General features: G+C 65.1%; 26 protein-coding genes and 2 tRNA genes. 21 read left to right on the top strand and 7 right to left on the bottom strand.

From position 1 onward, the window contains the following. Positions 1 to 53: 53 nt before the first annotated feature. The 5 genes from D0T21_RS11880 (at position 54) to D0T21_RS11860 (ending at position 6156) form a co-directional block, all read left to right on the top strand. Positions 54 to 143: transfer RNA gene (locus D0T21_RS11880), tRNA-Ser, on the top strand. A 32-nt stretch (positions 144 to 175) separates the two neighbouring features. Beyond that, positions 176 to 265: transfer RNA gene (locus D0T21_RS11875), tRNA-Ser, on the top strand. A 271-nt stretch (positions 266 to 536) separates the two neighbouring features. Further along, complete coding sequence (locus D0T21_RS11870; protein ID WP_199538444.1) at positions 537 to 1631, top strand: efflux RND transporter periplasmic adaptor subunit; 1095 nt, start codon at positions 537 to 539, stop codon at positions 1629 to 1631. Then, positions 1628 to 4726: an efflux RND transporter permease subunit gene (locus D0T21_RS11865; RefSeq protein ID WP_116989646.1), complete on the top strand. Its 3099-nt coding sequence runs from the start codon at positions 1628 to 1630 to the stop codon at positions 4724 to 4726. The genes D0T21_RS11870 and D0T21_RS11865 overlap by 4 nt, the downstream gene beginning before the upstream one ends. Continuing rightward, positions 4723 to 6156: an efflux transporter outer membrane subunit gene (locus D0T21_RS11860; RefSeq protein WP_116989647.1), complete on the top strand. Its 1434-nt coding sequence runs from the start codon at positions 4723 to 4725 to the stop codon at positions 6154 to 6156. Before D0T21_RS11865 ends, D0T21_RS11860 begins: the two co-directional genes overlap by 4 nt. A gap of 21 nt (positions 6157 to 6177) precedes the next feature. Here D0T21_RS11860 and D0T21_RS11855 read toward each other — a convergent pair whose 3' ends face one another. Beyond that, a complete protein-coding gene (locus tag D0T21_RS11855; RefSeq protein WP_116989648.1) occupies positions 6178 to 6810 on the bottom strand; it encodes a TetR/AcrR family transcriptional regulator in 633 nt (210 codons plus the stop codon). A gap of 156 nt (positions 6811 to 6966) precedes the next feature. Between D0T21_RS11855 and D0T21_RS11850 the strand changes: the two genes are divergently transcribed. Then, complete coding sequence (locus D0T21_RS11850) at positions 6967 to 7233, top strand: PAAR domain-containing protein (RefSeq protein WP_116989649.1); 267 nt, start codon at positions 6967 to 6969, stop codon at positions 7231 to 7233. On the opposite strand, the gene D0T21_RS11845 is transcribed toward D0T21_RS11850, so the two are convergent. Beyond that, complete coding sequence (locus D0T21_RS11845; RefSeq protein ID WP_229211448.1) at positions 7230 to 7784, bottom strand: UPF0149 family protein; 555 nt, start codon at positions 7782 to 7784, stop codon at positions 7230 to 7232. The two genes, D0T21_RS11850 and D0T21_RS11845, sit on opposite strands and share 4 nt — an antisense overlap. A 75-nt stretch (positions 7785 to 7859) precedes the next feature. Between D0T21_RS11845 and D0T21_RS11840 the strand changes: the two genes are divergently transcribed. Continuing rightward, entirely contained in the window at positions 7860 to 8363 is a 504-nt protein-coding gene (locus D0T21_RS11840) for a hypothetical protein (RefSeq protein WP_199538445.1), read from the top strand. Position 8364: 1 nt separating this feature from the next. On the opposite strand, the gene D0T21_RS32225 is transcribed toward D0T21_RS11840, so the two are convergent. Next, positions 8365 to 8514, bottom strand: a complete 150-nt coding sequence (locus D0T21_RS32225) for a hypothetical protein (RefSeq protein ID WP_199538446.1) — start codon at positions 8512 to 8514, stop codon at positions 8365 to 8367. Positions 8515 to 8630: 116 nt separating this feature from the next. Between D0T21_RS32225 and D0T21_RS11835 the strand changes: the two genes are divergently transcribed. The 7 genes from D0T21_RS11835 (at position 8631) to D0T21_RS11815 (ending at position 15409) form a co-directional block, all read left to right on the top strand. After that, a complete protein-coding gene (locus D0T21_RS11835) occupies positions 8631 to 9362 on the top strand; it encodes an SIMPL domain-containing protein (protein WP_116989652.1) in 732 nt (243 codons plus the stop codon). Then, positions 9359 to 10327 (top strand): phosphotransferase family protein, encoded by a 969-nt coding sequence (locus tag D0T21_RS11830; RefSeq protein ID WP_158567997.1) that lies wholly within the window; start codon positions 9359 to 9361, stop codon positions 10325 to 10327. Before D0T21_RS11835 ends, D0T21_RS11830 begins: the two co-directional genes overlap by 4 nt. A 23-nt stretch (positions 10328 to 10350) precedes the next feature. Further along, the gene (locus tag D0T21_RS31690) at positions 10351 to 10851 is read left to right on the top strand and encodes a hypothetical protein (protein ID WP_147328096.1); all 501 of its coding nucleotides are present in this window, start codon (positions 10351 to 10353) and stop codon (positions 10849 to 10851) included. A gap of 135 nt (positions 10852 to 10986) precedes the next feature. Then, positions 10987 to 11130, top strand: coding sequence for a hypothetical protein (locus D0T21_RS32220; protein WP_199538447.1), 144 nt, complete (start codon positions 10987 to 10989; stop codon positions 11128 to 11130). A 142-nt stretch (positions 11131 to 11272) separates the two neighbouring features. Continuing rightward, a complete protein-coding gene (locus D0T21_RS32215) occupies positions 11273 to 11410 on the top strand; it encodes a hypothetical protein (RefSeq protein ID WP_175001208.1) in 138 nt (45 codons plus the stop codon). A 141-nt stretch (positions 11411 to 11551) separates the two neighbouring features. Further along, complete coding sequence (locus tag D0T21_RS11820) at positions 11552 to 11917, top strand: hypothetical protein (protein ID WP_116989655.1); 366 nt, start codon at positions 11552 to 11554, stop codon at positions 11915 to 11917. A 78-nt stretch (positions 11918 to 11995) separates the two neighbouring features. Beyond that, positions 11996 to 15409: a response regulator gene (locus D0T21_RS11815; RefSeq protein ID WP_116989656.1), complete on the top strand. Its 3414-nt coding sequence runs from the start codon at positions 11996 to 11998 to the stop codon at positions 15407 to 15409. Positions 15410 to 15413: 4 nt separating this feature from the next. On the opposite strand, the gene D0T21_RS11810 is transcribed toward D0T21_RS11815, so the two are convergent. Both D0T21_RS11810 and D0T21_RS11805 read right to left on the bottom strand, forming a co-directional pair. After that, positions 15414 to 16811 carry a pitrilysin family protein gene (locus D0T21_RS11810; RefSeq protein ID WP_116989657.1) on the bottom strand — a complete coding sequence of 466 codons (1398 nt, stop codon included), beginning with the start codon at positions 16809 to 16811 and terminating at the stop codon, positions 15414 to 15416. A gap of 4 nt (positions 16812 to 16815) precedes the next feature. After that, positions 16816 to 18129: a pitrilysin family protein gene (locus tag D0T21_RS11805; RefSeq protein WP_116989658.1), complete on the bottom strand. Its 1314-nt coding sequence runs from the start codon at positions 18127 to 18129 to the stop codon at positions 16816 to 16818. 117 nt (positions 18130 to 18246) lie between these two features. Here D0T21_RS11805 and D0T21_RS11800 point away from each other — a divergent pair, with 117 nt between their 5' ends. Genes D0T21_RS11800 through D0T21_RS11785 form a run of 4 tightly spaced genes read left to right on the top strand, consistent with a single transcriptional unit; the run spans position 18247 to position 20043 of the window. Then, entirely contained in the window at positions 18247 to 18726 is a 480-nt protein-coding gene (locus tag D0T21_RS11800; protein WP_116989659.1) for an acyl-CoA thioesterase, read from the top strand. A gap of 9 nt (positions 18727 to 18735) precedes the next feature. Then, positions 18736 to 19014, top strand: a complete 279-nt coding sequence (locus tag D0T21_RS11795; RefSeq protein ID WP_116989660.1) for a KTSC domain-containing protein — start codon at positions 18736 to 18738, stop codon at positions 19012 to 19014. 14 nt (positions 19015 to 19028) lie between these two features. Continuing rightward, the gene (locus D0T21_RS11790; RefSeq protein WP_116989661.1) at positions 19029 to 19562 is read left to right on the top strand and encodes an SET domain-containing protein; all 534 of its coding nucleotides are present in this window, start codon (positions 19029 to 19031) and stop codon (positions 19560 to 19562) included. After that, positions 19555 to 20043 carry an MgtC/SapB family protein gene (locus tag D0T21_RS11785; protein ID WP_116989662.1) on the top strand — a complete coding sequence of 163 codons (489 nt, stop codon included), beginning with the start codon at positions 19555 to 19557 and terminating at the stop codon, positions 20041 to 20043. The genes D0T21_RS11790 and D0T21_RS11785 overlap by 8 nt, the downstream gene beginning before the upstream one ends. Before the next feature lie 8 nt (positions 20044 to 20051). Here the strand turns inward: D0T21_RS11785 and D0T21_RS11780 are convergent, their stop codons facing one another. After that, complete coding sequence (locus D0T21_RS11780; RefSeq protein WP_116994406.1) at positions 20052 to 22898, bottom strand: EAL domain-containing protein; 2847 nt, start codon at positions 22896 to 22898, stop codon at positions 20052 to 20054. A 178-nt stretch (positions 22899 to 23076) separates the two neighbouring features. Here D0T21_RS11780 and D0T21_RS11775 point away from each other — a divergent pair, with 178 nt between their 5' ends. Together D0T21_RS11775 and D0T21_RS11770 are read left to right on the top strand one after the other, a co-directional pair. Next, a complete protein-coding gene (locus tag D0T21_RS11775) occupies positions 23077 to 24663 on the top strand; it encodes an FAD-dependent oxidoreductase (protein ID WP_158567996.1) in 1587 nt (528 codons plus the stop codon). A gap of 21 nt (positions 24664 to 24684) precedes the next feature. Next, positions 24685 to 25137: a Rid family hydrolase gene (locus D0T21_RS11770; RefSeq protein ID WP_116990052.1), complete on the top strand. Its 453-nt coding sequence runs from the start codon at positions 24685 to 24687 to the stop codon at positions 25135 to 25137. Between the two features lies 1 nt (position 25138). Here D0T21_RS11770 and D0T21_RS11765 read toward each other — a convergent pair whose 3' ends face one another. Then, the gene (locus D0T21_RS11765) at positions 25139 to 25888 is read right to left on the bottom strand and encodes a transferase spermidine synthase (protein ID WP_116990053.1); all 750 of its coding nucleotides are present in this window, start codon (positions 25886 to 25888) and stop codon (positions 25139 to 25141) included. 136 nt (positions 25889 to 26024) lie between these two features. Here D0T21_RS11765 and D0T21_RS11760 point away from each other — a divergent pair, with 136 nt between their 5' ends. After that, a complete protein-coding gene (locus D0T21_RS11760; RefSeq protein ID WP_116989665.1) occupies positions 26025 to 26300 on the top strand; it encodes a hypothetical protein in 276 nt (91 codons plus the stop codon). Positions 26301 to 26307 lie beyond the last annotated feature (7 nt).

Raw genomic sequence — 26307 nt, 5'->3', positions numbered from 1 at the left:
TTTCCCGCTGGCCTGCTATAATCTTGCCTTCTCGCAGCAGCAGGTGGGAAAACGGAGAGGTGGCAGAGTGGTCGAATGTACTTGACTCGAAATCAAGCGTACGTTAAATCGTACCGTGGGTTCGAATCCCACCCTCTCCGCCACAAAACGCTGCTGTAAGAAAAATGTACCACCAGGAGAGGTGGCAGAGTGGTCGAATGTACTTGACTCGAAATCAAGCGTACGTTAAATCGTACCGTGGGTTCGAATCCCACCCTCTCCGCCACGAATAGCAGTAGAGAAAAAAGCTTCCGGGAGGAAGCTTTTTTTTCGTCCCTTGGTTCTTCAATATCCCCCCCCATCGCCGAAGCTCCTGCTCCAGGCAACGTTCAAATTGATTGTTCTAAAACTCCAAATTCCGAGAGAAATCCCGGGAAGGGAGTCATGTTGCCCGTTGCAGGCCGGCGGCTACGCTTGTGGAAAAGGCCTTGAGAAATTTAGATTATGCGTGTACTCTATATTTAGAGTTTCATTGAAATCTAAATGACGAGGTCCTTATGAAAGCAATATTATCGAAACTGCCACTGCGCACGGTCGTGGGCGCCAGTCTGCTGCTAGTCCTGGCCGCATGCAGTCAGCCGGCGCCGCCGCCGGACGCGGTGGCCAAGGTCGCTTGGTTTACCGCCCAACCCGCCGCTGCCGGGATGGCCAGCTTCACCGGTGTGGTGCACGCGCGGACCGAAAGCAACCTGGGTTTCCGGGTGGCCGGCAAAATCGTCGAACGGCTGGTGGACCCAGGCCAGAACGTCCATCGAGGCCAGCCTCTGATGCGCATCGACGCGGCGGATTACGAGTTGGCGCTGGCCGCCGCACATTCGGCGGTCGACGCCGCGCAGGCGCGCCAGGCGCAAGCAGTGGCGGAGGAGGCGCGGCTGCGCAATCTGCTGGCCCACGGCGCCGTTTCCACGCAGGCCTATGAGCAGTCCAAGGCGGCCGCCGACGCCGCCATCGCCCAGACGCGGGCCGACACCGCGAGAGCGCGCGAAACCGGGCACCAGCGTGATTACGCCGTCCTGCTCGCCGATGTGGATGGCGTGGTGCTGGAAGTGCCCGCCGATGTCGGGCAGGTGGTGTCGGCCGGCCAGAGCGTCGTCAAGCTGGCGAGCCGGGGCGCGCGGGAAGCCTTGGTCTACCTGCCCGAACAGGAGCTGGCGTTGGCCAGGCGGCCGGCCAGCGCCGTTCTTTACAGCGAACCGGGCAGCACCGCCCCGGCCACCTTGCGCGAGCTGGCCGCCGTCGCCGATCCGCAAACCCGTACCTATCTGGCGCGCTACACCTTGGGCGGCAGCGCCGGCCAGGCGCCGCTCGGCGCCACCGTCACGATCCACATCGCCACGGCGGCGGCCGCGATCAGCGTCCCGGTCAGCGCCCTGACCGACCAGGGGCACGGTCCCGGCGTCTGGGTGATCGACAGCAAGACCTCCACCGTCAGCCTGCGCCCGGTGACGGTGGCGCAGTTGGGCGAAGAGCAGGCCCGGCTGTCGCAGGGCCTGGCAGCCGGCGAACGGGCGGTGGCCGTCGGCGGCCATCTGCTGAAGGCCGGCCAGAAGGTCCTGCTGCTCCCTGAAACCAAGGCCGGGAGCGGATCATGAGCGGTTTCAATCTGTCGGCCTTCGGCGTGCGCGAACGGGCCATCACCTTATTCCTGATCGTCGCCATCAGCGCCGCCGGCCTGTTTGCCTTCTTCCGGCTGGGACGGGCGGAAGATCCCAGCTTCGTGGTCAAGGTCTTGACCGTGGCCGCCAGCTGGCCGGGCGCCACCGCCGCCGAAATGCAGGAGCAGGTGGCCGACCGCCTGGAAAAACGCCTGCAGGAGCTGGAAGCCTATGATCGCGTGGAGACCAGCGCGCGGCCGGGGCTGGTAACCATGAAAGTCCATCTGAAGGACGACACTTCGGCCAGGACGGTGGAGGAACAGTTCTACCAGGTGCGCAAAAAGCTGGGCGACGAAGCGCTCAATTTGCCGCGCGGCGTCAACGGCCCCTTCGTCAACGACGAATTCTCGGATGTCTATTTTTCCCTGTTCTCGCTGGGCGGCAAAAACCTGCCGCACCGCCAGCTGGTGCTGAAGGCGGAACAGGTCCGCCAGCGCCTGCTGCATGTGCCGGGCGTGCAGAAGGTGAACATCCTGGGCGAGCAGCAGCAGCGGATCTTTGTCGAGATCTCGCATGAACGGCTGGCCACGTTGGGCATCAAGGCGCAAGCGGTGATCGACGCGCTGGCCAGGCAGAACACCGTCACTTCGGCCGGTTTCTTCGAGACCCGCGGGCCGCGCGTGCAGCTGCGCCTGGACGGCGCCATCGACAGCGTGGACAGCGTCAAGGCCATCCCCATCGTCGGCGCCGGGCGCACGCTCAAACTGGGCGACATCGCCGAGGTCCGCCGCGGTTACGAAGACCCGGCCAGTTTCGCCATCCGCACCCAGGGCGAGGCCTCGCTGGTGCTGGGCGTGGTGATGAAGCGTGGCTACAACGGCCTACTGCTGGGCCACGACCTCGGCGCGGCGCAGCAGACGCTGCGCGCCGAACTGCCGACCGGCATCGAGCTGGATCAGATCGCCGACCAGTCGCAGGCCATCAAGGCCGCCGTCAACGAGTTCATGATCAAGTTCGTGGTGGCGCTGGCGGTGGTGATCGCCGTCAGCCTGGTCACGCTGGGCTGGCGTGTCGGCCTCGTGGTCGCGGCCGCCGTGCCGCTGACGCTGGGCGCGGTGTTCGTCATCATGCTGGTGACCGGCCGCGTGTTCGACCGCATCACGCTGGGGGCGCTGATCCTGTCGCTGGGCCTGCTGGTGGACGACGCCATCATCGCCATTGAAATGATGGTGGTGAAGATGGAAGAGGGGCTGGACCGCGTCGCCGCCGCCACCCATGCCTGGACCGCGACGGCCGCGCCCATGCTGTCGGGCACCTTGTTGACCATCATCGGCTTCCTGCCGGTGGGCTTCGCCCGCTCCACCGCCGGCGAATATGCGGGCAACATTTTCTGGGTGGTGGCCTTCGCGCTGATCACCTCGTGGGTGGTGGCGGTGCTGTTCATCCCCTACATGGGCGTCAAGATGCTGCCGGACATTCCGGTCAAGCCCGGCGGCCACGATGCCATCTATAACACGCCGAACTACCAGCGCCTGCGCCAACTGGTGCGCTGGTGCGTGGACCACAAGTGGCTGACCGCGGCGGTGACCATCACGCTGTTCGCGCTGGCGGGCGTGGGCATGGGCAGTGTGCAGAAACAGTTCTTCCCCAATTCCGAGCGCCCCGAGCTGACGCTGGAAGTGAACCTGCCGCCGGGCAGTGCGTTTGCCGCCACCGATGCGGTGGTGCACCAGATCGAGGATGCGCTGCGCAAGGAGCCGGAAGCGAAGCTGGTGTCGAGCTATATCGGCCAAGGCACGCCGCGCTTCTTCCTGTCGGTCAATCCCGAATTGCCCAACCCGGCCTTTGCGCAACTGGTTGTGCTCACCGCAGGCCCGCACGAGCGCGATATGTTGAAGCAAAAAATCCGCACCATGATCGCCGATGGCCGCTTCCCGCAAGCGCGGGTGCGCGTCAGCCAGTTCCTGTTCGGGCCGCCGGTGCCTTACCCGGTGCTGTTCCGCGTCGCCGGTCCCGACCTGGAGCGTGTGCGTGAGCTGGCCGGGCAAGTGCGCGCCGTCGTGGCGCAGAATGCCGACATGCGCGACGTCCACCTCGACTGGGGCAACCTGGCGCCGTCGCTGCACCTGGCGCTGGACCAGGAGCGCCTGCGCCAGATCGGCCTGTCGCCGCGCGACGCGGCCAACCAGTTGCAGGCGCTGTTGAACGGCATTCCCGCGACCCAGGTGCGCGAAGGCTTGCGCACCGTGGACGTGCTGATCCGCAGCCCGCATGCCGAGCGCAGCAACCTGGCCGATATCCGCAACCTGACGTTGACCACCGACAGCGGCGCCAGCGTGCCGCTGTCGCAGGTGGCGCGGCTGGAAACGCGGACCGAAGACGCCGTGCTGAAGCGCTATGACCGCGAAACCTACATCGCCGTGCAAGGCGATATCCGCGACGGCACCCAGCCGCCGGACGTGACCAAAGCTATCCTGCCCAAGCTGGAGCAGATCAAGGCCAGCCTGCCGGCCGGCTATCACATCGACACCGGCGGCGCGGTGGAAGAGAGCGCCAAGGCCGACATGGCGCTGGCCAAGCTGTTCCCGCTGATGATCATCCTGATGCTGGCGGTGATCATGCTGCAGGTGCGTTCGTTCGCCACCATGTGGATGGTGTTCGCCACCGCGCCGCTGGGCTTGGTGGGCGCGGTGCCGACGCTGCTGCTGTTTCACCAGCCGTTCGGCTTCAACGCGATACTCGGCCTGATCGGCCTGGCGGGCATCCTGATGCGCAACACCCTGATCCTGGTCGACCAGATCCAGCACGACCTGGTGGCCGGACTGACGCCGTACCAGGCCGTGATCGAATCGACGGTGCGCCGCGCGCGGCCGGTGATCCTGACCGCGGCGGCGGCCATGCTGGCTTTCATTCCGCTGACCCATTCGAGCTTCTGGGGGCCGCTGGCGTATGTGCTGATCGGCGGCGTCGGTGTTGGCACGGTGCTGACGCTGCTGTTCCTGCCGGCCCTGTATTCGCTGTGGTTCAAGGTCAGCCGGCATGCCGCTCCGGCGGTTGAAATTATCGATATGGAATCCAAGGAGGCTGCATGAAGCTGGTCAAACACTCAGGCGGCGCATCGGTCCTGCTGGCCGCGCTGCTGGCGGGCTGCTCGCTGGCGCCGACCTATCAACGTCCGGCCCTGCCGGTGGCCAGCGCCTGGCCGGCCGCGCTCGTCTCCCAGGACGCCGAGGACGGCAAGGCCGCATACGCCCACAGCGTGCCGTGGCAAGCGTTCTTCAAGGATGCACAGTTGAAGCAGTTGATCGGCATGGCGCTGGAACACAACCGCGAGCTGCGCGTTGCCACGTTGAACATCGAGCGCGCCCGCGCCCTGTACCAGGTGCAATCGGCCGACCAGCTGCCGGGCGTGAATGCAGGCCTGAGCGGCTCGCGGCAGCGGCTGCCGGACCGGGTGGCGCCGGGCGGCCAGGGCGGCCTGTTCAGCAACTACACGGCGGCCCTGGGCATGACGGCGTTCGAGCTGGACCTGTTCGGCCGCGTCCGCAATTTGTCCGCTGCGGCGCTGGAGCGTTTTGCCGCGACCGAGGAAGGACAGCGCGCCGCACAGATCAGCCTGGTGGCGCAGGTGGCCTTCAGTTACGAGGCGGTGCTGGCCGACGAACAGTTGCTGGCGCTGGCCCGCCAGACGCTGGACAACCGCGGCGGCGCCCACCAGCGGCAAATTCTTCTGCGCGCCTCGGGCGCCAGCTCGGACTATGATTTGCGGCAGTCGGAGTCGCTGCTGGAGGCCGCAAGGATCGCCGTGCTGCAAGCGCGGCGCCAGCGCGCGCTGGATGAGAATGCGCTGACGGTCCTGATCGGCCGGCCGGTGCCGGCGGCGCTGCTGCCCGGTCCCGGCCGGAGTTGGGACGGCGAGGTGATCGCCGCCTTGCCGGCCGGACTGCCGTCGGACCTGCTGACGGCGCGGCCCGACATCCGTCGGCAGGAAGCGCTGCTGCGCGCCGCCAACGCCAATATCGGCGTGGCGCGGGCGGCGTTCTTCCCGCGCATCAGCCTGACCGGCGCGCTGGGTTCGTCGAGCGATGAGTTAAGCGGACTGTTCGATTCCGGCAGCCGCGCCTGGAGCTTCCTGCCCCAGGTGTCGCTGCCGATCTTTGACGGCGGCCGCAACCGGGCCAATCTCGGCGTGGTGGTGGCGGAACGCGATATCGCGGTGGCGCAGTACGACCAGACGGTGCAGGTCGCATTCCGCGAAGTGGCCGATGCGCTGGCCGGCCACGCCACGCTGGGCCAGGAGCTGCAAGCCGTGCGGGCGCAGGAGCGGGCCGAGCAGGTACGGCACGATCTGGCCAAACTGCGCTATGACAGCGGCGAGGCAAGCTATCTCGAATATCTCGATGCGCAGCGTGCCTTGTTTGCGGCCCGGCAGCAGGCCATCCGGGCCGGCTTGGCCGAACTGCAAAATCGCATCGCCTTGTACAAGTCGCTCGGCGGCGGCTGGAGTGCGCCGCAGGGCTAGCGCTGGCGCGCAAGGCCGCTGCTACAAGTCGGCGGTGGCCTTGCCGTTGGACGCCAGGCTGGAGCTGGTGGGCGCGTTTTGCAGGATCAGGTCCACCGTCCGTTGCGCGTTTTGCAGGATGGCTTCCGCGAGGGCGGGGTCGGTGATCACGCGCGACAGCGAGACGGCACCGACCAGAACCGAGACCATGGACTCGGCGACGCCGACGTAGTCGCTGTAATCGAGGCGCATCAAATACGATGCGAACAGTTTGACCAGGCGGGCATAGCCGTCGGTGGCGACCGCCTTGATTTGTTGATCCGCGTCCCTGAGCTCGCTGGCCAGATTCGCTATCGGGCACATATAGCCCAGCGTCGTGTCGCGGTGCTGGTTGAGGTAGTGCCGTACGATCAGCTCGATGGCTACGCGCGGCGGCTTGCCCGCCGCGACGGCGTCAAACAAGGCGCGGGTTTGCTCAAAGGCAGCGGCGCTGGCCTCCGCCACCAAGTGTTCCTTCGATTGAAAATGACGGTAAAAGCCGCCCTGGGTGAGTCCGGCGGCAACCATGATGTCGGCAATCGCGGTCGCGGAAATCCCATTTCTTAAAAACATGCCGGAAGCGGTCGACAGAATGCGCTTCCGTGTTTCCGCCGCCTCTGCACTCGATTTACGCATACAAACTCCTGAAACCAATCACCGAAATATAGATGATCATTGTACGCCAAATTTCATGCGCCCGAGAATGGGGCGAGTCGCCGCCTCTGCCGCTAGCGTGCGACGTGGCGAAAAAGGCAATGCTATGATCGATGCATTGAATCAGTGCGAGGCTATATGGGCGGGAAAGCAATCATCAGGCTGGGCGACAAGACGTCACACCACGGCACGGTACTGGAAGGCCATCAGGACGTGATCGTGATGGGCAAGCCGGTGGCCGGCGTCGGCCACAAGGTCAGCTGTCCCAAATGCCGGGGCACGCCGACCATCGTCGAAGGCGCGGTCACGCACACCATCATGGGCGTCAGCACCGCAGTGGAAGGGATGAAGACCTCCTGCGGCGCCGTCCTCATCGCGTCCCAGCAGACCGATACGATCGGTTAAGCGTCAGCGCAGCACTTCTTGTACTTCTTGCCGCTGCCGCAAGGGCAGGGATCGTTGCGGCCGACTTTCGGGCCTTTCGGGGGATGGTAGTAGGCGTTGATCTGGATGACCGATGGCGTCACGGCGTCGGCCCATGATTCGTCTTCGCCCGCACCTTCGCGCCGGAACGGCGCCAGCCATTCCGGATGGGCCGCTTGCAGTGGCGCCCAGGCCGCCGCGTCCACCTGCATGCCGGCCGTGAAACCTTCGCACCACTGCTCGGGACCCCAGTTGCCGCCGCATTCGTAGATGGGCTCGAAACTGGCCGGGTCCTTGCTCATCCAGGTCTGCATATAGTGATAGTGGCGCAGCGCCAGCGGCTCGGCGGCGGGATTCTTCAAGGCCGCCGGCAGCCAGCTTTCAGGCGCCTGTTTGGTCGGGCCGATGACGATGGCGGTCAGGAAGCCTTCCAGCCAGGACACGTCCTGCAGCGCGTCCAGCGCATCGTATTCGTCGTCGTTCAGTGGCGTGTGCTGCATGGTGGGGACCTCGTAGTCTGTGTGAGCCGACATTCTACGCATCAATCATGTGGCCATGTTTGCGACTTTAGCAATATCATGCGTTCCAATACATCCAAAGGAGCAGACATGAAACCAATAAAAATGCTGGCCGCAGCCAGTTTGATGATCACCGCGCTGTGCGCCCATGCCGCCGCGCCGGACGCCGCCCAGGTCAAGGCCGCGCACGACCTGCTGGCGTCCATGCAGGCCGAGAAGATGCTGCGCACCACCGCCGGCATGAGCAAGTATCCCAGCCCGGCCCAGCGCGAGCTGATGATGGCCAAGCTCGACAAGCTGCCCAACGAGACCATCTACAGCCGCATGGCGCTGCCGGTGGCGCGCCTGCTCAGCACCGAGACGGCGGTCGAGATGACCCAGTACTACCAGTCCAGCTACGGCCAGAAAGTGCTGGCCCAGACCTACAACGGCCCGCCGCGCCTGTATCCGGCCGACCCGACCCCGAGCGCCAAGGAAAAGGCCGAGCTGAAGAAGCCGGCCTTCGTCAAAGCCAACCAGGAATTCAAGGCCGCCGAGCAGGCCATCCACCACGAAGCCTTCCTGCTGATCGCCGAGATCAACAAAGCTAAATAGTTTATTTCGTTTTCGGTGGCTCAGGCTGGAGCTTGGGCGTCTCGACAATCAGCACATGCTTGTCGACGGCGCCCGATTTTTCCTGCTTGACCACCTGCACCGCGACCGGCCGATTGTCGTGCACCGACCGTGGACGCCTTGGAACCAGCATAGTCTTCCCCTAGTGATTGTTGTTGGAGTGGCAAATGGGTATGTCTTCACTTTTTGCAAGTTGTTAAATAGTAAAAAGTATTGGATACTCCAGCTTTCACTTTTGAAGGATGCTCGATGTTGAAGAAACTCGCCCTGGCCGTTGCCCTGTTGCCGTTGGCCGCACACGCTTCCAACCTGCCGGATTATCCCTTCATTCACGTCGGCGGCGAAGGCTTCCTGCGGGTCATGCCCGACATGGGCGAGATCGACTTCGACATCAGCGCCTTCGACGCCGACACCAACGCTGCCGTGGCCGTGGTGCAGGCCCGCGTGGCGGAAATTCAGGCCTTGCTGGCCGAGCAGGGCGGCGATCCCGGCAAGGATACCGAGGCCGAAGCGTCCTTCCGCGACATGCGCAAGGAAATGCGCAAGTCCGCCAATCCCGATCCGAACGCGTCGCCCGAGTATGAAATCCGCAGCGCCGTGCACGTTGTGGTGCGCGACCTGACCAAGTGGCGCGCCGTCATGCAGGGCCTGCTGGCCAAGCCGAATATCGATCACATGAGCACCGGCTTCGGCAAGAGTGACCGTCTCAAGGTTGAACAGGAACTGACCGCCGTGGCGATCCAGGACGCGCAGCGGCGCGCCGAAGCCATGGCGGCCGGCTTCGGCAAAAAGGTGGGCGCCGTGACGGCCATCTCGTCCGGCCAGCTGCGCAACCTGACCAATGCCGTCGGCCTGCTGCCGGTGGACTTCTTCAACAATCGCACTCGCGGCAGCAACGCCCAGCAGGGGGAGAAAGACTTCCTGTCGATCCAGTCGCTGCAATGGACGCAGACCGTGGACGTGATCTTCCGCATCAAATGAAAGCCATCCTCAATTGCCTGCCGCGCGGCGTCGATAATGCTGCCTGCCGCGAGTTCATAGAAAATGCGCCGTTGTCTTCGTGGCTGCCTGTACTCGACCATCTGCGGCAGGAGTTCGGCCTGGCGGATGGTCCGTGGGAGAAAATCCCGCAAGGATCCAACGCCTTGTTCGGCTTGGGCAGCGATGTGATCGTCAAGCTCGTGCCGCCCAATTGGCGCCGCCAGGGCGACAAGGAAATCCTGATCGCGCCGCTACTGGAGGGCAAGCTATCCTTGCAGACGCCCGGCCTGATCGGCAGCGGGGAAATCGACGATTGGATATTCGTGATCTCGACCCGCCTGGATGGCGTTGTGCTGGCGGACGTGTGGCCGACTTTGCCTATCGAACAGAAACACGCGATCATGCTGCAGACCGGGCAAGTCCTGCGCGAACTGCGCGGCGTGACGTTCGACGACGATATCGCGATCAAGGTGGATTGGCCATCGTATGTGCAGGGTCTGGTGGACGGTTGCCTGGCGCGGCATCAGCGCAGGATGATGCCCGAGGGCTTGCTGGACCAGGTCCTGCCGTACATCGCGGCGACGCAGGACTTTGCGCAGCAGGGAACGCTGCGCTTTATGCACATGGACATCCATCCATGGAACCTGATGGCGAAGCAGGAAGAGGGCCGCTGGAGGCTGACCGGCCTGCTTGATTTTGGCGATGCGATCGTCGGCAACAGCGACCGCTTCGAGCTGTTGACACCGATGATCTTCATGGCCCAAGGCAGCCCGGTGCTGCTCAAGGCACTGCTTGAATCCTACGGCGCGACAGGCGATATCAGCCCGTCCACGCTGCAGCGTCAACTGACGGCGTGCATGCTGGTCCGGCCGGATTCCGACGTCATGTTCTGCATGCAGCAAGTCCCGCCCGGCGGTCCGCGCGACAACTGGGAACAGATCGCCGCGCAGATATTTCCCATTTAACGTCGCAATCAAAAGGAGAAGGAATGTCCATTATTAAATTCGTTGCCATCCTGCTGTTTTGCGCCTGTTCCACCGCGTCAGCTCAGGATGTGCTGCTCGCCGGCCATGTACAAAGAGTCATTCTGCAGCCGTCGGGCAGCGAGAATTGTCCGGCGCCTTGTCCTGCCGTGGCGACGCTTCAGCCGAATGGCTTGCGTACCATCTGTGTGTATAACGGCGGCGGCTGCGAAACCCTGGAGGTCAAGGCGGACCATGTCTATCGCGGCGAGGCCGGCGACGGGACGCGGCAATTCAAGTCGCGCATCGGCGAGTGGGGGCCGCGCTTTCCTGTGACGGAAGAACTGATCGTCGTCAGTGAGGAAGCCGGTTCGGTATCCTGGTCGCCTGCGACTGAGCGGGACGGCAGGATCTTCATCGACCCCAAGCGCTTGCGCAGCATCGCCGGCGTTCCGACCTCGGCAACGGGCAGCGCAGACCTGGTGGCGCTGGACGATGTGCTGGCCCGCATCGGCGCCAGGCACTGACGGCGGAATCCATCAACCAGGCGACGGCCAGCGTGCGGCAACGCACGCTGGCCGGCAATCCGCCACTTGTTTATCCGCCGCTTCTCCTAATCTGCCTCTTGAACAGCTCTTTTCCACTTCAAGGAGGACAGTCCCATGAACATCCGCGCCCACACCACGCCCGAGCCCGATATGCCGCCGCCCCAGCCGGAAAAAGATCCGCCGCCGGACAATATGCCGCTGCCCGACCAGGCGCCGATCGAAGAGCCGCAACCCAAGCAAGCGCCAATCAAAACCTGATCGCGTTACCCTGTGAGAAAGTGTGATAGTTGTTGCTCAATGGATACATATTTTAAACTTTGTGCTGACCGTCACACTGGGGCAATCAAAGAGTTTCTATAATTAAGTCATGTCATCGATCTACCCTCTCACGGAGAGCATCATGGGCAATTCCTTACACAACAAAATCTACCTCGGCCGTCGTAGCGTCGCCTTCAGTGCGAAGCGTGTTCAAGCCCTGATTTGTGTAGCGGCATTTGCCACCATCGGCCTGATCTGGCTGGCGATACGAGCGTTTTGATCCACACTTTATTCTCGTTTTGAGGCGGCCATGCCGCCTCCGGTCGCGTATCGGAGGCGTCGGGGAGGCGCATTGTCTTGCCGTCGCTGCGCCGGGCGCGTACCATGAGGGCCGCAGCAGTCTCTTATGGATAAAATGGCAATGAAGAACGAGAAATTAACGCAAGACGAATACAACGCACTCGATGAAGTGAAGCGCGGCATCAAGGGCGAGCGCGTCAGCGCCTGCGTCGGACGCAACACCAAGCGCCTGACCGGCATCAAGCTGTTCACCATCGCCAAGAACGGCCGCATTTCGCTCACCGACAAGGGCGAGGAAGTGTTGTTCCTGCGCCGTTGCGTGCTGGGCTTGCGCGCCATCGAAGCCGATCCGTCCAGCGCCATCGACGCCGACGTCGCCCAGTTCCTCGGCAAGAAGTCCCATATCGTGCCGCGCGCCGAAGGCGGCTACGATATCAGCGACAAGGGCCGGGAGTCGCTGGCGGATATCGCCAAGCAAGGCTTGTAAGACAAAAAAACGCTCCTCCGGGGCGTTTTTTTTGCGTTAATGTAGAGGCATTAAAACAAGAAGAGACCGCCAGCCGCCATGAAAGTGCACACGCTGCAGAAATTCCGTAAACTGTTCGGCGTACTCGTTGCGGCGGTGGCTGCGGTGCTGCTGCTGGTGTCCCTGTTTGTGGCCCATGTGCTGCAAGTGAGCCAGGCGCGCTACTACGCCAATGCGGCCGAGACGGCGCACAACCTGGCCGTCTCGCTGGAAAACTTCCTGCACTCCCATTTCGAAGAGGTCGACCTGGCGATGCGCCGCGCCGGCGTCGAGTTCCGCGCCATGCATGCGTCCGGCCACTTCGACGACGAGCAGTTCAGCGCCTACCTGCGCACGCTGCGCGAACGCATCCCCAACGCGCAGGCGGTGCGCGGCTCCGATGCCGCCGGCCGCGTGATCTACGGCGAACAGGTCGATCCGGCCCATCCGCAAAACCTGTCGGTCCGCGAATTCTTCCCGCGCGCCAAGGTCGAGCACGACCTGATCATCGGCGTGCCGGTCAAGTCGCGCATCAGTGGCGAATGGGTGCTGCCGCTGGTCTACCCGCTGGCCCTGGCCGACGGCAGTTTCGGCGGCACCGCCTACACGCTGATGAACAGCTCGCGCCTGACCGAGTTGTTCTCGTCGCTCAACGTCGGCGCCAACGGCTCCATCGTGCTGCTGGACGACCGCCGCCGCGTGCTGCACCGCCATCCCCAGGCCGACAATATGCCGATCGGCAGCGTCATCCCGGTCTCGCCGCAAACCCAGTCCATCCTGGACGGCAAGCAGAAGGGCGATACCTACAACATCCTCAGCGAGCGCGACGACCGCGAACGCACGGTGAGCCTGGCGCGCGTGGGCAGCTATCCGATCTATGTGGTGGTTGGGCTGGCCAGCGAGGATTTCCTGGCGCCGTGGCGCAAGGAGGTGCGCAACGCCATCCTGTTCCTGGCCGTGCTGGCGGCCATCGCGGCGGCGTTGCTGGCGGGCGTCTGGTATCTGATGCGCAAGCAATACCAGTCAGTGCAGCAACTGGTGGAGGCCGACCGCGCGTTGCAAGCGTCGATGACCCGGCTGACGGCGTCGGAATCGCGCTGGCGCTCGCTGACCGAGGGACTGCCGCAAATGGTGTGGACCGTCACGCCGCAGATCCGCCTCGATTTCATGAGCCACCACTGGGAACGCTTCAGCGGCTTGCCGTCGGCGCTGCTGATCGAGGCGGGCGACTGGACGCCGGTGCTGCATCCGGACGACCGTCCGGCGCTGCTGGCTGAATGGCAGCGCGCCCGGGCCGCCGGCGACGCCTTCCGCTGCGATTGCCGGCTGCGCCGCGCCGACGGCGCCTGGCGCGTGTTCGACAACCACGCGCTGCCGCAAAAGGACGGCGACGGCAAGGTGCTGGGCTGGGTGGGCAGCAGCACCGACCACACCGAGGCGCGCGCCGCGCATGACGCGCTGCTGCTGGCGAAGGAAGAGGCCGACAAGGCCGGCCGCGCCAAGTCTGAATTCGTCGCCAACATGAGCCATGAAATCCGCTCGCCGATGAACGCCGTGCTGGGCATGCTGCAACTGCTGCAGCAAACCGAGATGAGCGAACGCCAGCAAGATTACGCTGCCAAGGCCCATGCGGCCGCCAGCGCCTTGCTGGGACTGCTCAACGACATCCTGGATTTCTCCAAGGTGGAGGCCGGCAAGTTGGCGCTCGATCCGCATCCGTTCCGGCTCGATAAACTGTGGCGCGACCTGGCGGTGATCCTGTCGGCCAACGTCGGCGGCAAGAATATCGAAGTGCTGTTCAGCATCGATCCGCAACTGCCGGCGCTGGTGGTGGGCGACGCCTTGCGCTTGCAGCAGATCCTGCTCAACCTGGCCGGCAACGCCATCAAATTTACCGAGCAGGGCGAGGTGGTGCTGTCGGCCCGGCTGCTGGCGCGCAGCGCCACCACGCTGTCGGTCGCCTTCGCCATCCGCGACAGCGGCATCGGCATCTCGGAAGAACAGAGCCGGCGCATCTTCGAAGGGTTCTCGCAGGCCGAGGCCTCGACCGCGCGCCGCTTCGGCGGCACCGGCCTGGGCCTGGCGATCAGCCAGCGCCTGGTGCGCCTGATGGGGGGCGAGCTGACCGTGACCAGCACGCTGGGGCAGGGCAGCGTGTTCGAATTCACCGTCGATTGCGGCGTGGCGGCCACGCCGGCCGAGGCGCTGGAGACGGCGCCGTCGTCGCCGGAGCACGCCTTGCTGAAGGACCTGGCCTGTCTGGTGGTGGACGACAACCCGGTGGCGCGCATGGTGCTGAGCGAAATGGCGGTATCGTTCGGCTGGCAGGTCGACGTGGCCGAGGGCGGACGCGAGGCGCTGGCCGCCGTGGCCGGGCGCATGGCGCAGCAGCGCGCCTACGACGTGGTGTTCATCGACTGGCGCATGCCGGCTTTCGACGGCTGGGAAACCAGCTGCGCGATCCGCGAGCTGGCGCCGCACGGCAAGCTGCCGCTGATCGTCATGGTGACCGCGCACGACCGCGAACTGCTGGCGCAGCGCCACCTGGAGATGGAACCGGTGCTGGACGGCTTCGTGGTCAAGCCGGTCACGGCGTCGATGTTGTTTGACGCGGTGGCCGAGGCGCGCATGGAGAAGCGGGCGCCGCTGGCCGCCGTGGCGCTGCCGTCGCTGCGCCGGCTGGAGGGCTTGCATCTGCTGCTGGTGGACGATAATCCGGCCAACCAGCAAGTCGCCAGCGAACTGCTCAGCAACGACGGCGCGGAAGTCGAGGTGGCCAGCTCGGGCCAGATGGCGCTGGCCGCCGTGTCGCGCCCCGGTCCGCTGCCGGACCTGATCCTGATGGACATCCAGATGCCCGAGATGGACGGCTACGAAGCGACCCTGGCGATCCAGCGCAAGCTGGGCGAGCAGGCGCCACCCATCGTGGCGATGACGGCCAACGCCATGCCGGCCGACCGCGTCGCCGCGCTGGACGCGGGCATGGTCGACCACATCGGCAAGCCCTTCGATCTGGTGCAGTTGATTGCGGTGATACGGAAGCACGCGCGGCGCGGGGCTGCTGCGACGGAGGCCACGGTTGGTGTGGCTGGCGGCGATGCGGCCGGTGCGGCGCCGCTGCCGGAGGCCGGCATCAACAGCGCCGCCGCGCTGAAACGGCTGGGCGGCCTGCATTCGGTGTATCTGATGGCGTTACGGAGTTTTGCTGCGGAGGCAGGCAATATGGCGGCGCAGCTGCAAGCGGCCTGCGCAGACAAGAGCCTGCACGCGGCGTTGCCCTTGCTGCATACGCTGAGGGGCCTGTCCGGCACCGTGGGCGCTGACCGCCTGTCCGGCCTGGCGCACCTGGCCGAGCAGGCGCTCAAGACGGGCGCCAGCACGGCCGCCTGGGAGCAGCTGGCGCTGGTGGTCGACGCCATCCCCGGCACCGCCGGCGACGTCGAACAACTGGCGCGCCAGCTGGGCCCGCAATGACGCGTCAGGGCTGGAAACCGTCCGCGCTGATTTGCAGTTCTGTCACTTCACCATAGGTCTTGGCGATCTCGCGGATGGCTTCGGCTTTCCCCACCAGCACCGTTTGCAGGTTCTTGCGCGGGAAGTGCTTGTCCACCAGCGCCTTGGCGCGTTCCGGCGTCAGGCTGTCGACATCCTTCATGAAGTTGTCGATCTGCTCGCGGCCGACCTTGGACGCGTACATATCACCCAACAACCCGGCCAGCTGCTCGCTGGTCTCGTAGCGCGGCGGGAACTGGCCCTTGACGTAAGCCTTGGCCGATTCCAGCGTCGCCTTGTCGATGCCCTTGTCCCACAAACGCTGGTAGGTCTTGTGCGCCAACGCCAGCGCCGCTTCGGTCTTGGGTAGCGCGGTGAAGCTGGAAATGGCGAAAGTGCCGGTCTGCGACAAGGTGGCGAACTCGCTGCGGGCGCCGTAAGTCAGCCCCGAGTTGACGCGCAGCTCGTCGTTGAGCCATGAGGTGAAGCGGCCGCCGACGATGGTGTTGAGCACTTGCAGCGGCACATAATCCGGATCGTTGCGGGCGATGCCCACGCCGCCGATCAGGAAGGTGGTCTCGATCGCGTCCGGCTTGTTGACCAGCCACACGCGCGCCTTGTCGGCCTGCACCTTGCCGTTGTCCTGCTGCGGCAGCGCCGGGCCGCTGGCCTGCCACGCGCCGAACAAGGACTCGATCTGCTTGCGCATCTCGGCCGCCTGGAAATCGCCGACCACGATGATGGCCGCATTGTCCGGACGGTAGTAGTGCTGGTAGTAGCCCTGCACGTCGCCCTGCTTGAGCGCGCTCACACTGCTGACCGTGCCGCTGGCCGGGATCGCATACGGCGCCTCGCCGAACAGCATGGCGCGGTAGTAGTTGCCCACCACGTTGCGCGGCGCTTCCTTGGCCTGCTTCAGGCCGTTGACCTTGCGGTCGCGCAGCTTGGCCAGCTCGGCCTCGTCGAAGCTGGGTTGCTGGATGATCTCGGCAAACAGCGGCAGCAGCGCGGCGCTGTCGGCGCGGGCGAAGTTGGCTTGCACGGTGCTGGCCTCGGTGCCGGCGCCGCCGGCCAGGCGGGCACCGCGGAAGTCGAAGGCCTGGTCGATGGCGGTCTTGTTGTGGGCTTTGCTGCCCAGCAGCAGGGCGTCGCCGGTCAGGTTGGACAGGCCGGGCTGCTTGGCGTCGTTGACGGCGCCGGCCTTCACCACGGCGCGCACCGAGATCAGCGGCACCTCATGGCGCTCCATCAGGTACACGGTCAGGCCGTTGGACAGGGTGACGGTGTCGAACGCCGGCAGGCGGAAATCGGCGGCGCCGGCCAGCGGCGCGGCGCCGACGGCGGCCAGCACGGCGGCGGCCATTACGGTTGCTTTGATGGTCATCGTATCAATCCTCCTTCGCAGCCAGCACGCCGACGGTGCGCTGCGATTTTTTCAGGTATTTGGCGGCGACGGCCTGGATATCGGCGGTCGTCAGTTTTTCGTAGGCGGCCGGGGCGTCGAACATCTTCTTGTAGTCGCCGAAGAACACCTCGTAGTTGCCCAGCTGCTGGGCCTTGCCGTTGATGGTTTCCTGCTCGCGGTACAGGTTCAGCAGTTTCTGGTTCTTGACCTTTTGCAGCTCGTCCGCCGTCACGCCGTTCGTGACCACGTTGTCGACTTCGGCCAGCAGGGCTTTTTCCAGCTGCGCCGGTTCGGTCTTGGCGGTGGCCACGGCCGACAGGTAGAGCAGGCCCGGATCGAAGCCGTCCATGCTGCTGGCGCTGACCTGGGTGGCCAGCTGCTGCTCGACCAGCGTCTTGTACAGGCGCGAAGTCTTGCCGTCGCCCAGTATGCTTTGCAGCACTTCCAGCGCGTAATAATCGGCGCTGTTGGCGGCCGGGACCTTGTAGGCCACCACCAGGTTGGCCGAGGTGGCCGATTCCTTGGCGACGAACAAGCGGCGTTCGCCTTTCTGTTCAGGCTCGACGGTGCGCACGGCCGGCGGCAGCGCGCGCTTGGGGATGCCGCCGAAGTACTTGGTGGCCAGTTTTTTGACGTCGTCGGTCTTGACGTCGCCGACGATCACCGACACCGCGTTGTTGGGCGCGTAGTAGGTGGTGAAGTAGCGTTGCAGGTCGTCCTGGGTCCAGGCCTTGATGTCGGATTCATGGCCGATCACCGGCCACGAGTACGGGTGGGCCTGGAAGGCGACGCCGTTGATTTCCTCGTGCAGCGCGCGGATGTTGGAGTTCTCCAGGCCGGTGCTGCGCTCGGACAGCACCACGCCGCGCTCGCTGGCCACCATTTTCGGATCGATGGTCAGGTGGGCGATGCGGTCGCTTTCCAGCGTGAAGATGGTCTCCAGCGACGAGGCCGGGAACCAGTCCTGGTACACGGTCAGGTCGTTGCTGGTGTAGGCGTTGTTGGAGCCGCCCTTGGCTTCCATGGTGCGGTCGAACATTTTCGGGCCGAAGTTTTTCGAGCCGTTGAACATCATGTGCTCGAAGAAGTGCGACAGGCCGGTGATGCCGGGCGCCTCATTGCGCGAGCCGACCTTCCAGAACGTGTACATATTGGCGTTGGGGATGGTGTGCGATTCCAGCACGATGAACTTCATGCCGTTGGCCAGCGTGAAGGTATGCACCTCGTCGGCCGTGACGGCCTGGGCGGTGGCGGCCGCGCCGAGCATGATGCTGGCGGCCAGGACTTTCCATTTCATGAGTGCTCCTCTTATCCGTGAAGCGCAAAGCATACGATAAAGTTAGTTGTTTCTGATAACTATTTGCGAATGACAAGCTTAGCGGATAGCATGGAGAAAACAACTAGGGAGTATGCAATGGAAAAACCGATGAGCTGGACCGCCCATGAACTGAGCATGACCGTGCTGATGACCCCGGACATGGCCAATTTTTCCGGCAACGTCCACGGGGGCACCATCCTCAAGTACCTGGATAGCGTGGCCTACGCCTGCGCCAGCCGCTATTCGGGCAGCTATGTGGTGACGCTGTCGGTGGACCAGGTGATGTTCCTGCAGCCGATCCATGTGGGCGAACTGGTGACGTTTTTGGCGTCGATTAACTACACCGGCCGCACCTCGATGGAGGTCGGCATCCGCGTGGTGACGGAAAACATTCAACAGCGTCTGGTGCGGCACGCCAATAGCTGCTACTTTACAATGGTGGCGGTGGACGAAAGCCGCAAACCGGTCGAGGTGCCGCCGCTGGCGCCGGAAACCGAAGAGCAGAAACAGCGCTGGGACCAGGCCCTGCTGCGTAAGCAGGCCCGTCAAATGGTGCATGGAGCTCGCAAGGCCTGAGGAGGCTGTATGGAAATGAAACGCATCAATGCCGGCAAGCTGCGCGCCATCGGGTACGATGCACGCGATCGCATGCTGCGTGTGGAGTTCGACGACGGCCGCGCCATCGATTATTCGGGCGTGGGCAACGAGGTGTGGCGCAAGCTGTCGACCTCGGCGGCCGCGTGGAGCTATTATCGCGATCACATCGAGGATGAATTCGCCGGCCGGCGCGACGTGGTGCGCAAGCCCACCAGCCGCGCCGACCTGGAAGACCTGTTCAAGCCGCCTGGCGGCGACGCCACTTAACCTACACCGTACTTATGCTCACTGAAAACGCCCTGGAAAGTAGTCCTGCGGAATTGTCCGACCAACTGGCCTATGTGGTCAGGATCTCGCCGGTGCATGGCCGGGGCGTGTTCGCCAGCCGCGATATCGCGGTCAGCGAATGCGTGATCGAATACACCGGCCGTGAGATCCCGTGGTCGGTGGCGCTGGAACGCGCGGCCGAGCAGGACATGCCGCACAACCACACCTTCTTCTTCAGCCTGGCCAACGGCAACGTCATCGACGGCGGCGACCAAGGCAACGAGGCGCGCTACATCAACCACTCGTGCGAGCCCAACTGCCAGGCCATCGAGGACGAGGGCCGTATCTACATCTATGCGCTGCACGATATCCGCTGCGGCGAGGAGCTCAGCTATTCCTATCCGCTGATCTACGACGGCCGCCACACGCCAGCCATCAAGCGTTCCTTCGCCTGCCGCTGCGGCGCGCCGGGCTGCACCGGCACCATGCTGGCGCCCAAGAAGCGGCGTCGCAAGCAGAAGGGGCCGGAGCAGACGTCGCATGATTGATTATTGGAACGTGGCCGGCCGACTGGTGATCGCGATGCTGTTCGGTTGCGTGATCGGCCTTGAACGCAACCTGCGCGGCAAGCCCACCGGCATGAAAACGCTGGGCCTGGTCGCCCTGGGAGCGGCGCTGGTCACCACGGCCAGCATGGAGTTTGTCTCGTTTTCCGGCGAATTCAGCCATGATGCGCTGAGCCGGGCCATACAAGGCGTCATCACCGGCATCGGTTTCCTGGGCGCCGGCGTGATCGTGTTTCATCATGAGACGTCGAAAATCAAGGGACTGACCACGGCCGCCTCGATCTGGGTGACGGCCGGCATCGGCATCATCTGCGGCATGGGCGCGTGGCAAGTCGCCGGCATCGGCCTGATCCTGGTGCTGCTGCTGTTTTTCCTGGGGCATCCGCTGGAACGCATGCTGCACCGTCGTTGGCTGGGCATGAGCGAAAACGAGCGTGCCGAGATCGACCTGCATGAAGAATAGACAGGTGGTTAGGCCGTAGCGGGCGTTGCCAGCAGTTTCTTGCCTTCGACCAGCATCTGTTCGAAGGCCGCCACCGGTACCGGCTGGCTGAAGTAATAGCCCTGTATTTCATCGCAGCCGTTGCGCCGCAAATAATCCAGCTGCGCCTCGCTCTCCACGCCTTCCGCGATCACGCGCAGCTTGAGGTTGTGCGCCAGCGCGATGATGGAGACCACGATGGCCGCCTCGTCGTCGGCGCCGATGTCGCTGACGAAGGAGCGGTCTATCTTCAGCACGTCGATCGGGAACTTGCGCAGGTAGGAGAAGCTCGAATAGCCGGTGCCGAAATCGTCGATCGACAAGGCCAACCCCAGCGCCTTGAGCTTGTGCAGCAGCTCCACCGCCAGCGCCACGTCGTTCATGAACAGGCCCTCGGTCAGCTCGATATCCAGGCAGGACGGCGGCAAGCCGGTCTGCTCCAGCACCTCCGCGATCGACGCCAGCAGGTTCGGCTCGCCGAACTGGCGCGGCGACAGGTTGACCGCGACGCGCAGCGGCCCATGCCCCGCATCCTGCCAGGCCTTGGCCTGCGCGCAGGCGGTGGCCAGCACCCAGGCGCCGATCGGCACGATCAGGCCGGTCTCCTCGGCCAGGCCGATGAAGCGGTAGGGCGCCACCATGCCCAGCTCGGGATGCTGCCAGCGTATCAGCGCCTCCATGCCGACGATGCGGCCGCTGCGCAGGTCCACCTGTGGCTGGTAGTGCAGCACGAACTCGTCGCGCTCCAGCGCGCTGCGCAGCGCGGTCTCGATGCGCACCCGCTCCAGCGCCTCCTCGTTCATGGCCGGCTGGTAGAACTGGGTGTTGTTGCGGCCCAGCTTTTTGGCGCGGTACATGGCGATGTCGGCATGCTCGATCAGCCGCTGCGCCGGCGTGCCGTCCGGATCGTAGACCGCCACGCCGATCGAGCAGGTGACGAAGAACTCCTTCCCCTCCAGCAGCACCGGCTGCGCCACCGCCCGCATGATGCGCTGCGTGACGTCCAGCGACAGCGCCTCGTCCGGATACTCGGTCAGGATGGCGACGAATTCGTCGCCGGACAGGCGCGCCACGGTATCGCTTTCGCGCACGCTGTCCTGCAGGCGCTGGGCCACGGTCTTGAGCAGCAGGTCGCCGGCCTTGTGGCCCAGGCTGTCGTTGACGAACTTGAAGCGGTCGAGGTCGATCAGCATGACCCACAGCGGGATGCCGCTGCGGTTGGCGAAGGCGGCCGCCTGGGTCAGCCGGTCTTGCAGCAGCACGCGGTTGGGCAGGCCGGTCAGCACGTCGTGGTGGGCGATGTGATGGATGCGCTGTTCGGACAGCTTGCGCTCGGTGATGTCGGTGCCGGTGCCGCGATAACCCTTGAAGGCGCCGTCCTTGTCGAACAACGGCTCGCCGCTGATGCTGAACCAGTGCGGCTGGCCGTCGGTGCCGGGCAGCGCGTAGTCGAAATTGAGGAAGGGCAGGTGGGCTTCCAGCAGCTTGATATGATCCTGGCCCCAGCGGGCCTGCAGCATTTCCGGATGGTTTTCCCAGCGCGTCTTGCCGATGAAATCCTCCGGGTCCTGCTTGCCCTTGTCGAAGAAGCCGCCGGTGATGCTGGTGAAGCGGAACTCTTCATCCTGCTCCCAATACCAGTCCGACGACAGCGCCAGCAGGCGGCGGAAGCGCAGCTCGCTTTCCTGCAAGGCCTCCTCGGTGCGCTTGCGGGCGGCGACGTCGTCGTTCAGGCGCTCATTGCTCAGTTGCAGGGCGCGGGTGCGCTCTTCGACCAGCCGCTGCACCCGCACCGAGCGGCGCGCCAGCGAGTTGACGAAGGCCGCCGTCAGCAGCGAGAACAGCAGGCCGCCGATCAGCGTCGACAGCGAGCCCAGGTGGCTGGCCAGGAAGGGGCGCGGCAGCGGCGTCACCTGCACGTGCCAGGCCTTGCCGGCCGCGCTGAAGGTGCGGGTGTAGAGGTCGTGGTAGTCGAAGGCCAGCCAGCGCTGCAGGGGCTTGGCCGCCACCGCCTGCTGGCCCGGCTGGCCGAGGCTGTAGATCAGGTTGTCCGGGCGGACGTCGTCGCCGACGTAGACCCGCACCACCAGCGAGGCGTCGTCCAGCAGGTCGGCGGCGTACAGGATCTTGTGGATCAGGTCGGTGGAGCGGATGACGGCGCCGGTGTTGCCTATCCACGCCGCGCGCCGCTGCGCCGCCGTGGCCGTTTGCGCGCCGGGACGGTAGACCGGCATCAGCAGCACGAAGCCTTTCTGGTTGCCGCGTTCCTGTTCCAGCCGCAGCAGCGGCGTGGCCATGATCGCGCCGGCCGCCACCGCCTGGTTGATGGTGTTGGACATCGGCAGCGACATCACGTCCAGCCCGAACGCCGCCTCGTTGCCTTGCAAAGGCTCCAGGAAGTCGACGATCACGTGCTGCGGCCGCGACGACAGCGGCAGGTGGCGGCCGTCGAACATGGCGTAGCCGGGATAGCGGTCCTGCAGCGCGGCCGCATAACGGCGCGCCTCGTCGTCGTTAAGCACGCGGTGGTAGTTGAAAGCCTGCACAAAGGGATAGCGCGCCAGCAGCGGCCGGGTGAAGTCGCCGAACTGCTCGCGGCTGACCGGACCCACCGACTTGAACAGGTCGTTGAGGATGGTGACCAGCTCCAGCGTGTCGTCCAGGCCGCGGCGGATGGCGGCCGCCCGCACCTGCGCGCGCTGCTGGAAACTGAGTTCCATCTTGCCGTACTCCAGCGCGCTGACCGCCACGAACAGCATGCCGGTGACCGCCATCCCGGTGACCAGTGTCAGCGTCGCGGCCAGCGAGAACGGCGGTGACTTGGAGAGCAGCGGCATGCGGCGCTTTCTGGGTGGGGATGGCAGGGCGGGCGGGTGAATCTAGTGTGTCATAAGTCATGCTTTTACAACAGTTATTTGGACCGTTAGCACGTATGGGATTGTCTTATGCAAGCCACGGTCCGGGGCGGGAATGATGTTATATTGCCATCTCCCCAGTCTTGGAGGAGCACCGGCCATGAAACCCGTTCATGTCGTCACCCGCCGCAGTTTCCTGGCGCAGATCGCCCGTAGCGGCGGCGCTGCGGCCGCGTTTGCCGCGCTCGATGCGCTGGGCTGCGCCAGCCTGGCCTGGGGCGAGGACCTGGCCTACCAGGGGCCGCCCGTGCTGCCGGGCGGGCTGGGCAAGGGCAAGCGCGTCACCATCCTCGGCGCCGGCGTGGCCGGCCTGACGGCGGCCTACCAGCTGGGCAAGGCCGGCTTCGCGTGCACGGTGCTGGAGGCGCGCCATCGTCCCGGCGGGCGCAGCTGGACCATCCGCGGCGGCGACCGCATCGAGCAGAGCGACGGCGTGCAGCAGGCGCGCTGGCCCAAGGCGCCGCATTTGTACCTCAATCCCGGTCCGGCGCGCATCTCGCACCACCACCGCGCGGTGCTGGGTTATTGCCGCGAATTCGGCGTGCCGCTGGAAATCATGATGAACGACGACCGCGCCGCTCTGCTGCAGGACGACGGCGCCTTCGGCGGCAAGCCGGTGCAGGCGCGCCAGGTGCTGGGCGACACGCACGGCTATTTCGGCGAGCTGCTGGGCAAGGCCGTCTCCACCGGCAAGCTGGACCAGGAGCTGAGCCAGCAAGACCGCGAGCGCCTGCTCGGCGCCATCGCCAGCTTCGGCGATCTGCAGCGCGACGGCCGCTATGCCGGCAGCGCGCGCAGCGGCTACAGCGCCACGCCGGCGCCGGGCCGGCCGCACGGCGCGGTGCGCGCGCCGCTGCCGCTGGACGAACTGCTGCGGGCCGACTTCTGGCAGTTCAAGGCGTCCTTCGCCGAAGACTTCGACCAGGCCGGCACCATGCTGCAACCGGTGGGCGGCATGGACCGCTTTCCGATGGCGTTCGCCAAGCGGGTAGGGCATGTGATCCGCTACGATACCGTGGTCGACGAAATCCGCAAGACGGCGCAGGGCGCGCGCGTGGTCTGCCATCACGGCGGCGCCCGCACCGTCATCGACAGCGATTATGTGATCTGCACCTTGCCGCTGCCGGTGTTGCGCGATATCCCCAACGATTTCGCGCCGGCCTACCAGAAGGTCATCGCCGAGGTCGAGTATGCGCGCGCGGCCAAGACCGCGTTCTACGCGCCGCGCCGCTTCTGGGAGCAGGACGACGGCATTTATGGCGGCCTGTCGTGGACCAGCCGCGACGTCACGCAAATCCTCTATCCCTCGCACGGCATCGGCCAAGCCGACGGCGTGCTGGTCGGCTCCTACTGCTTCGGCGTCTTTCCCGGCGACGACATGGGCCAGTATCCGCTGGCCGAGCGCATCGAGAAGGCGCTGGCGGCCGGCGAGGCGATCCACCCCGGCTACCGCCGCATGGTACGCGACGGCGTCAACATCGCCTGGCCCAAGGTGCCGTACAACCTGGGCTCCTGGGCCGAGTGGAAACCGCAACAGTACGACGCCGTCTACCAGCTGCTGCAACAGCCGGACGGCCCGATCTACTTCACCGGCGATTACCTGGGCTACCTCAGTTCGTGGCAGGAGGGCGCCGTGCTGTCGGCCCACCACGTGATCGAGCAACTGGCGGCGCGGGTGCGCGCCTGATTTTTCCCTGAAAGGATGAACATGAAATTGACCGTCCCGCTGCTACTCGCTTCCCTGGTGGTCTTGCCGGCCGCCGCCCAGCTCAAGGTCCAGCACCTGCAAAGCGCCGACAGCGGCATCGCCAGCGCCGTGTGGGCCGGCGACACGCTGTACGTCTCGGGCAAGCTGGCCAGGTCGTTCGACGGCGACACCAGGGCGCAGACGGCCGACGTGCTTAAGCAGTTCGAGGCCACCTTGCGTGAGCAGGGCCTGGGCCTAGGCGACGTGGTGCAGATGCGGGTCTACCTGGTGGCGGACGCCGCCGGCAAGCTGGACTTCGCCGGCATGAACGAGGCCTACAAGGAGTATTTCGGCACGGCGGCCCAGCCCAACAAGCCGGCGCGCGCCACGGTGCAGGTGGCGGCGCTGGTGGTGCCCAAGGCGCTGGTGGAGATCGAAGTGGTGGCGGTACGCGGCCTGCCGGCCAAAAAATAGCTCAAGCCGGGCCGCCCCAGCGCAGGCGCAGCACGATCCAGTGCGCCAGCAGGCGGTTGAACAGGGCGAAGCCGAGGCCGTGGCTGCGCGCCACCCGCTGCTGCATGGCCAGCGCCGGCGTCGGCTTGCCGCCCTTGACCGCGAACAGGATGCGGTTGTTGCCGGCGATGCCGCGGAACCAGCAGATACGGCCCTGGAAGGTTTCGCGCAGGCGCCGCAGCATGGGGCCGTACTGCGGATCGTAGCTGAAGATATTGGCCACCATCACGCCGCCGGGGCGCAGCGCGCGGCGGCAGTCGGCGTAGAAGGCGGCGCTGCCCAGCGCCGGCGGCAGGCCTTCGGCGTCGAAGCCGTCCACCAGCAGCACGTCGGCGGCGCCGGCCAGGCCGGCCATGTATTCGGTGGCGTCGGCCTGGACGATGCGGAAGCGCGCGTTGTCGCGCGGGATGGCGAACTGCTCGCGCAGCGCGATCACGTCGGCGCGCAACTCCAGCACGGTGATGCGGCTGTGCGGCAGGTAGCGGTAGCAGAACTTGGCCAGCGAGCCGCCGCCCAGCCCGACCATGACGATGTGCTCCGGCCTGGGATGGAACAGCACGAAACACATCATCGCGCGCGCATAGCTGAGCACCAGCTCGTCCGGCCGCGACAGCCGCATCTCGCTCTGGACCATGCCGGGCTGGAATTCCAGCGAGCGCTTGTCGCCGCGCGTATGCACTTGCGGCAGGTTGGAGGACGGGGGTACAGTCATATTGTGGATTTGCAAGGTCAATTTATAGTAGCATGCCGGCCAGTAAGCCACATTGCATTTACAGAAGCAACATTTGTAGGTACATTGGCGATAGCATAGGCCAGCCCCTCCGGCGGCCCCCTTGGAGACAGAGACGATGTTTTTAGACCACCCAACGCTTACCGCCACCAACAGCTTCACCGAACCTGACCGCATGGAGCGTCTGCTGCGCGTCTACGGCTACGTGGTGGCGCTGGCGGACATGGCCGGCAAGCCGGCCTTTATCGAAAAAGTCAGCCAGCTGCACGACCACAAGGGCACGCTGATCGTGTTCTGGCACGACGCGCCGACCGACGACGAAAAAACCTATTTCTCCCAGGCCTGGGCCAGCAAGATGGGCGACGGCAGCACCAACGTCGAGCACGAGGTCTGACCCGCCC

Source organism: Duganella sp. BJB476 (genome assembly GCF_003416895.1).
In the GTDB taxonomy this organism is placed as follows: Bacteria; Pseudomonadota; Gammaproteobacteria; order Burkholderiales; family Burkholderiaceae_D; genus Rugamonas.
The sequence above is the reverse complement of the archived record's forward strand: the minus strand, read 5'-3'. Positions and strand labels throughout refer to the sequence as shown.

What these genes read in the sequence shown, in the direction of transcription:
- D0T21_RS11860 (WP_116989647.1), top strand. Translation starts at nt 4,723, where the DNA reads ATGAAGCTGGTCAAACACTCAGGCGGCGCATCGGTCCTGCTGGCCGCG.
- D0T21_RS32225 (WP_199538446.1), bottom strand. Translation starts at nt 8,514, where the DNA reads ATGCTGGTTCCAAGGCGTCCACGGTCGGTGCACGACAATCGGCCGGTC.
- D0T21_RS11795 (WP_116989660.1), top strand. Translation starts at nt 18,736, where the DNA reads ATGGAAATGAAACGCATCAATGCCGGCAAGCTGCGCGCCATCGGGTAC.
- D0T21_RS11765 (WP_116990053.1), bottom strand. Translation starts at nt 25,888, where the DNA reads ATGACTGTACCCCCGTCCTCCAACCTGCCGCAAGTGCATACGCGCGGC.
- D0T21_RS11840 (WP_199538445.1), top strand. Translation starts at nt 7,860, where the DNA reads ATGAAACCAATAAAAATGCTGGCCGCAGCCAGTTTGATGATCACCGCG.
- D0T21_RS11865 (WP_116989646.1), top strand. Translation starts at nt 1,628, where the DNA reads ATGAGCGGTTTCAATCTGTCGGCCTTCGGCGTGCGCGAACGGGCCATC.
- D0T21_RS11835 (WP_116989652.1), top strand. Translation starts at nt 8,631, where the DNA reads ATGTTGAAGAAACTCGCCCTGGCCGTTGCCCTGTTGCCGTTGGCCGCA.
- D0T21_RS11800 (WP_116989659.1), top strand. Translation starts at nt 18,247, where the DNA reads ATGGAAAAACCGATGAGCTGGACCGCCCATGAACTGAGCATGACCGTG.
- D0T21_RS11790 (WP_116989661.1), top strand. Translation starts at nt 19,029, where the DNA reads ATGCTCACTGAAAACGCCCTGGAAAGTAGTCCTGCGGAATTGTCCGAC.
- D0T21_RS11780 (WP_116994406.1), bottom strand. Translation starts at nt 22,898, where the DNA reads ATGCCGCTGCTCTCCAAGTCACCGCCGTTCTCGCTGGCCGCGACGCTG.
- D0T21_RS11810 (WP_116989657.1), bottom strand. Translation starts at nt 16,811, where the DNA reads ATGACCATCAAAGCAACCGTAATGGCCGCCGCCGTGCTGGCCGCCGTC.
- D0T21_RS11785 (WP_116989662.1), top strand. Translation starts at nt 19,555, where the DNA reads ATGATTGATTATTGGAACGTGGCCGGCCGACTGGTGATCGCGATGCTG.
- D0T21_RS32220 (WP_199538447.1), top strand. Translation starts at nt 10,987, where the DNA reads ATGAACATCCGCGCCCACACCACGCCCGAGCCCGATATGCCGCCGCCC.
- D0T21_RS32215 (WP_175001208.1), top strand. Translation starts at nt 11,273, where the DNA reads ATGGGCAATTCCTTACACAACAAAATCTACCTCGGCCGTCGTAGCGTC.
- D0T21_RS31690 (WP_147328096.1), top strand. Translation starts at nt 10,351, where the DNA reads ATGTCCATTATTAAATTCGTTGCCATCCTGCTGTTTTGCGCCTGTTCC.
- D0T21_RS11815 (WP_116989656.1), top strand. Translation starts at nt 11,996, where the DNA reads ATGAAAGTGCACACGCTGCAGAAATTCCGTAAACTGTTCGGCGTACTC.
- D0T21_RS11870 (WP_199538444.1), top strand. Translation starts at nt 537, where the DNA reads ATGAAAGCAATATTATCGAAACTGCCACTGCGCACGGTCGTGGGCGCC.
- D0T21_RS11820 (WP_116989655.1), top strand. Translation starts at nt 11,552, where the DNA reads ATGAAGAACGAGAAATTAACGCAAGACGAATACAACGCACTCGATGAA.
- D0T21_RS11830 (WP_158567997.1), top strand. Translation starts at nt 9,359, where the DNA reads ATGAAAGCCATCCTCAATTGCCTGCCGCGCGGCGTCGATAATGCTGCC.
- D0T21_RS11845 (WP_229211448.1), bottom strand. Translation starts at nt 7,784, where the DNA reads ATGTCGGCTCACACAGACTACGAGGTCCCCACCATGCAGCACACGCCA.
- D0T21_RS11855 (WP_116989648.1), bottom strand. Translation starts at nt 6,810, where the DNA reads ATGCGTAAATCGAGTGCAGAGGCGGCGGAAACACGGAAGCGCATTCTG.
- D0T21_RS11850 (WP_116989649.1), top strand. Translation starts at nt 6,967, where the DNA reads ATGGGCGGGAAAGCAATCATCAGGCTGGGCGACAAGACGTCACACCAC.
- D0T21_RS11775 (WP_158567996.1), top strand. Translation starts at nt 23,077, where the DNA reads ATGAAACCCGTTCATGTCGTCACCCGCCGCAGTTTCCTGGCGCAGATC.
- D0T21_RS11805 (WP_116989658.1), bottom strand. Translation starts at nt 18,129, where the DNA reads ATGAAATGGAAAGTCCTGGCCGCCAGCATCATGCTCGGCGCGGCCGCC.
- D0T21_RS11770 (WP_116990052.1), top strand. Translation starts at nt 24,685, where the DNA reads ATGAAATTGACCGTCCCGCTGCTACTCGCTTCCCTGGTGGTCTTGCCG.
- D0T21_RS11760 (WP_116989665.1), top strand. Translation starts at nt 26,025, where the DNA reads ATGTTTTTAGACCACCCAACGCTTACCGCCACCAACAGCTTCACCGAA.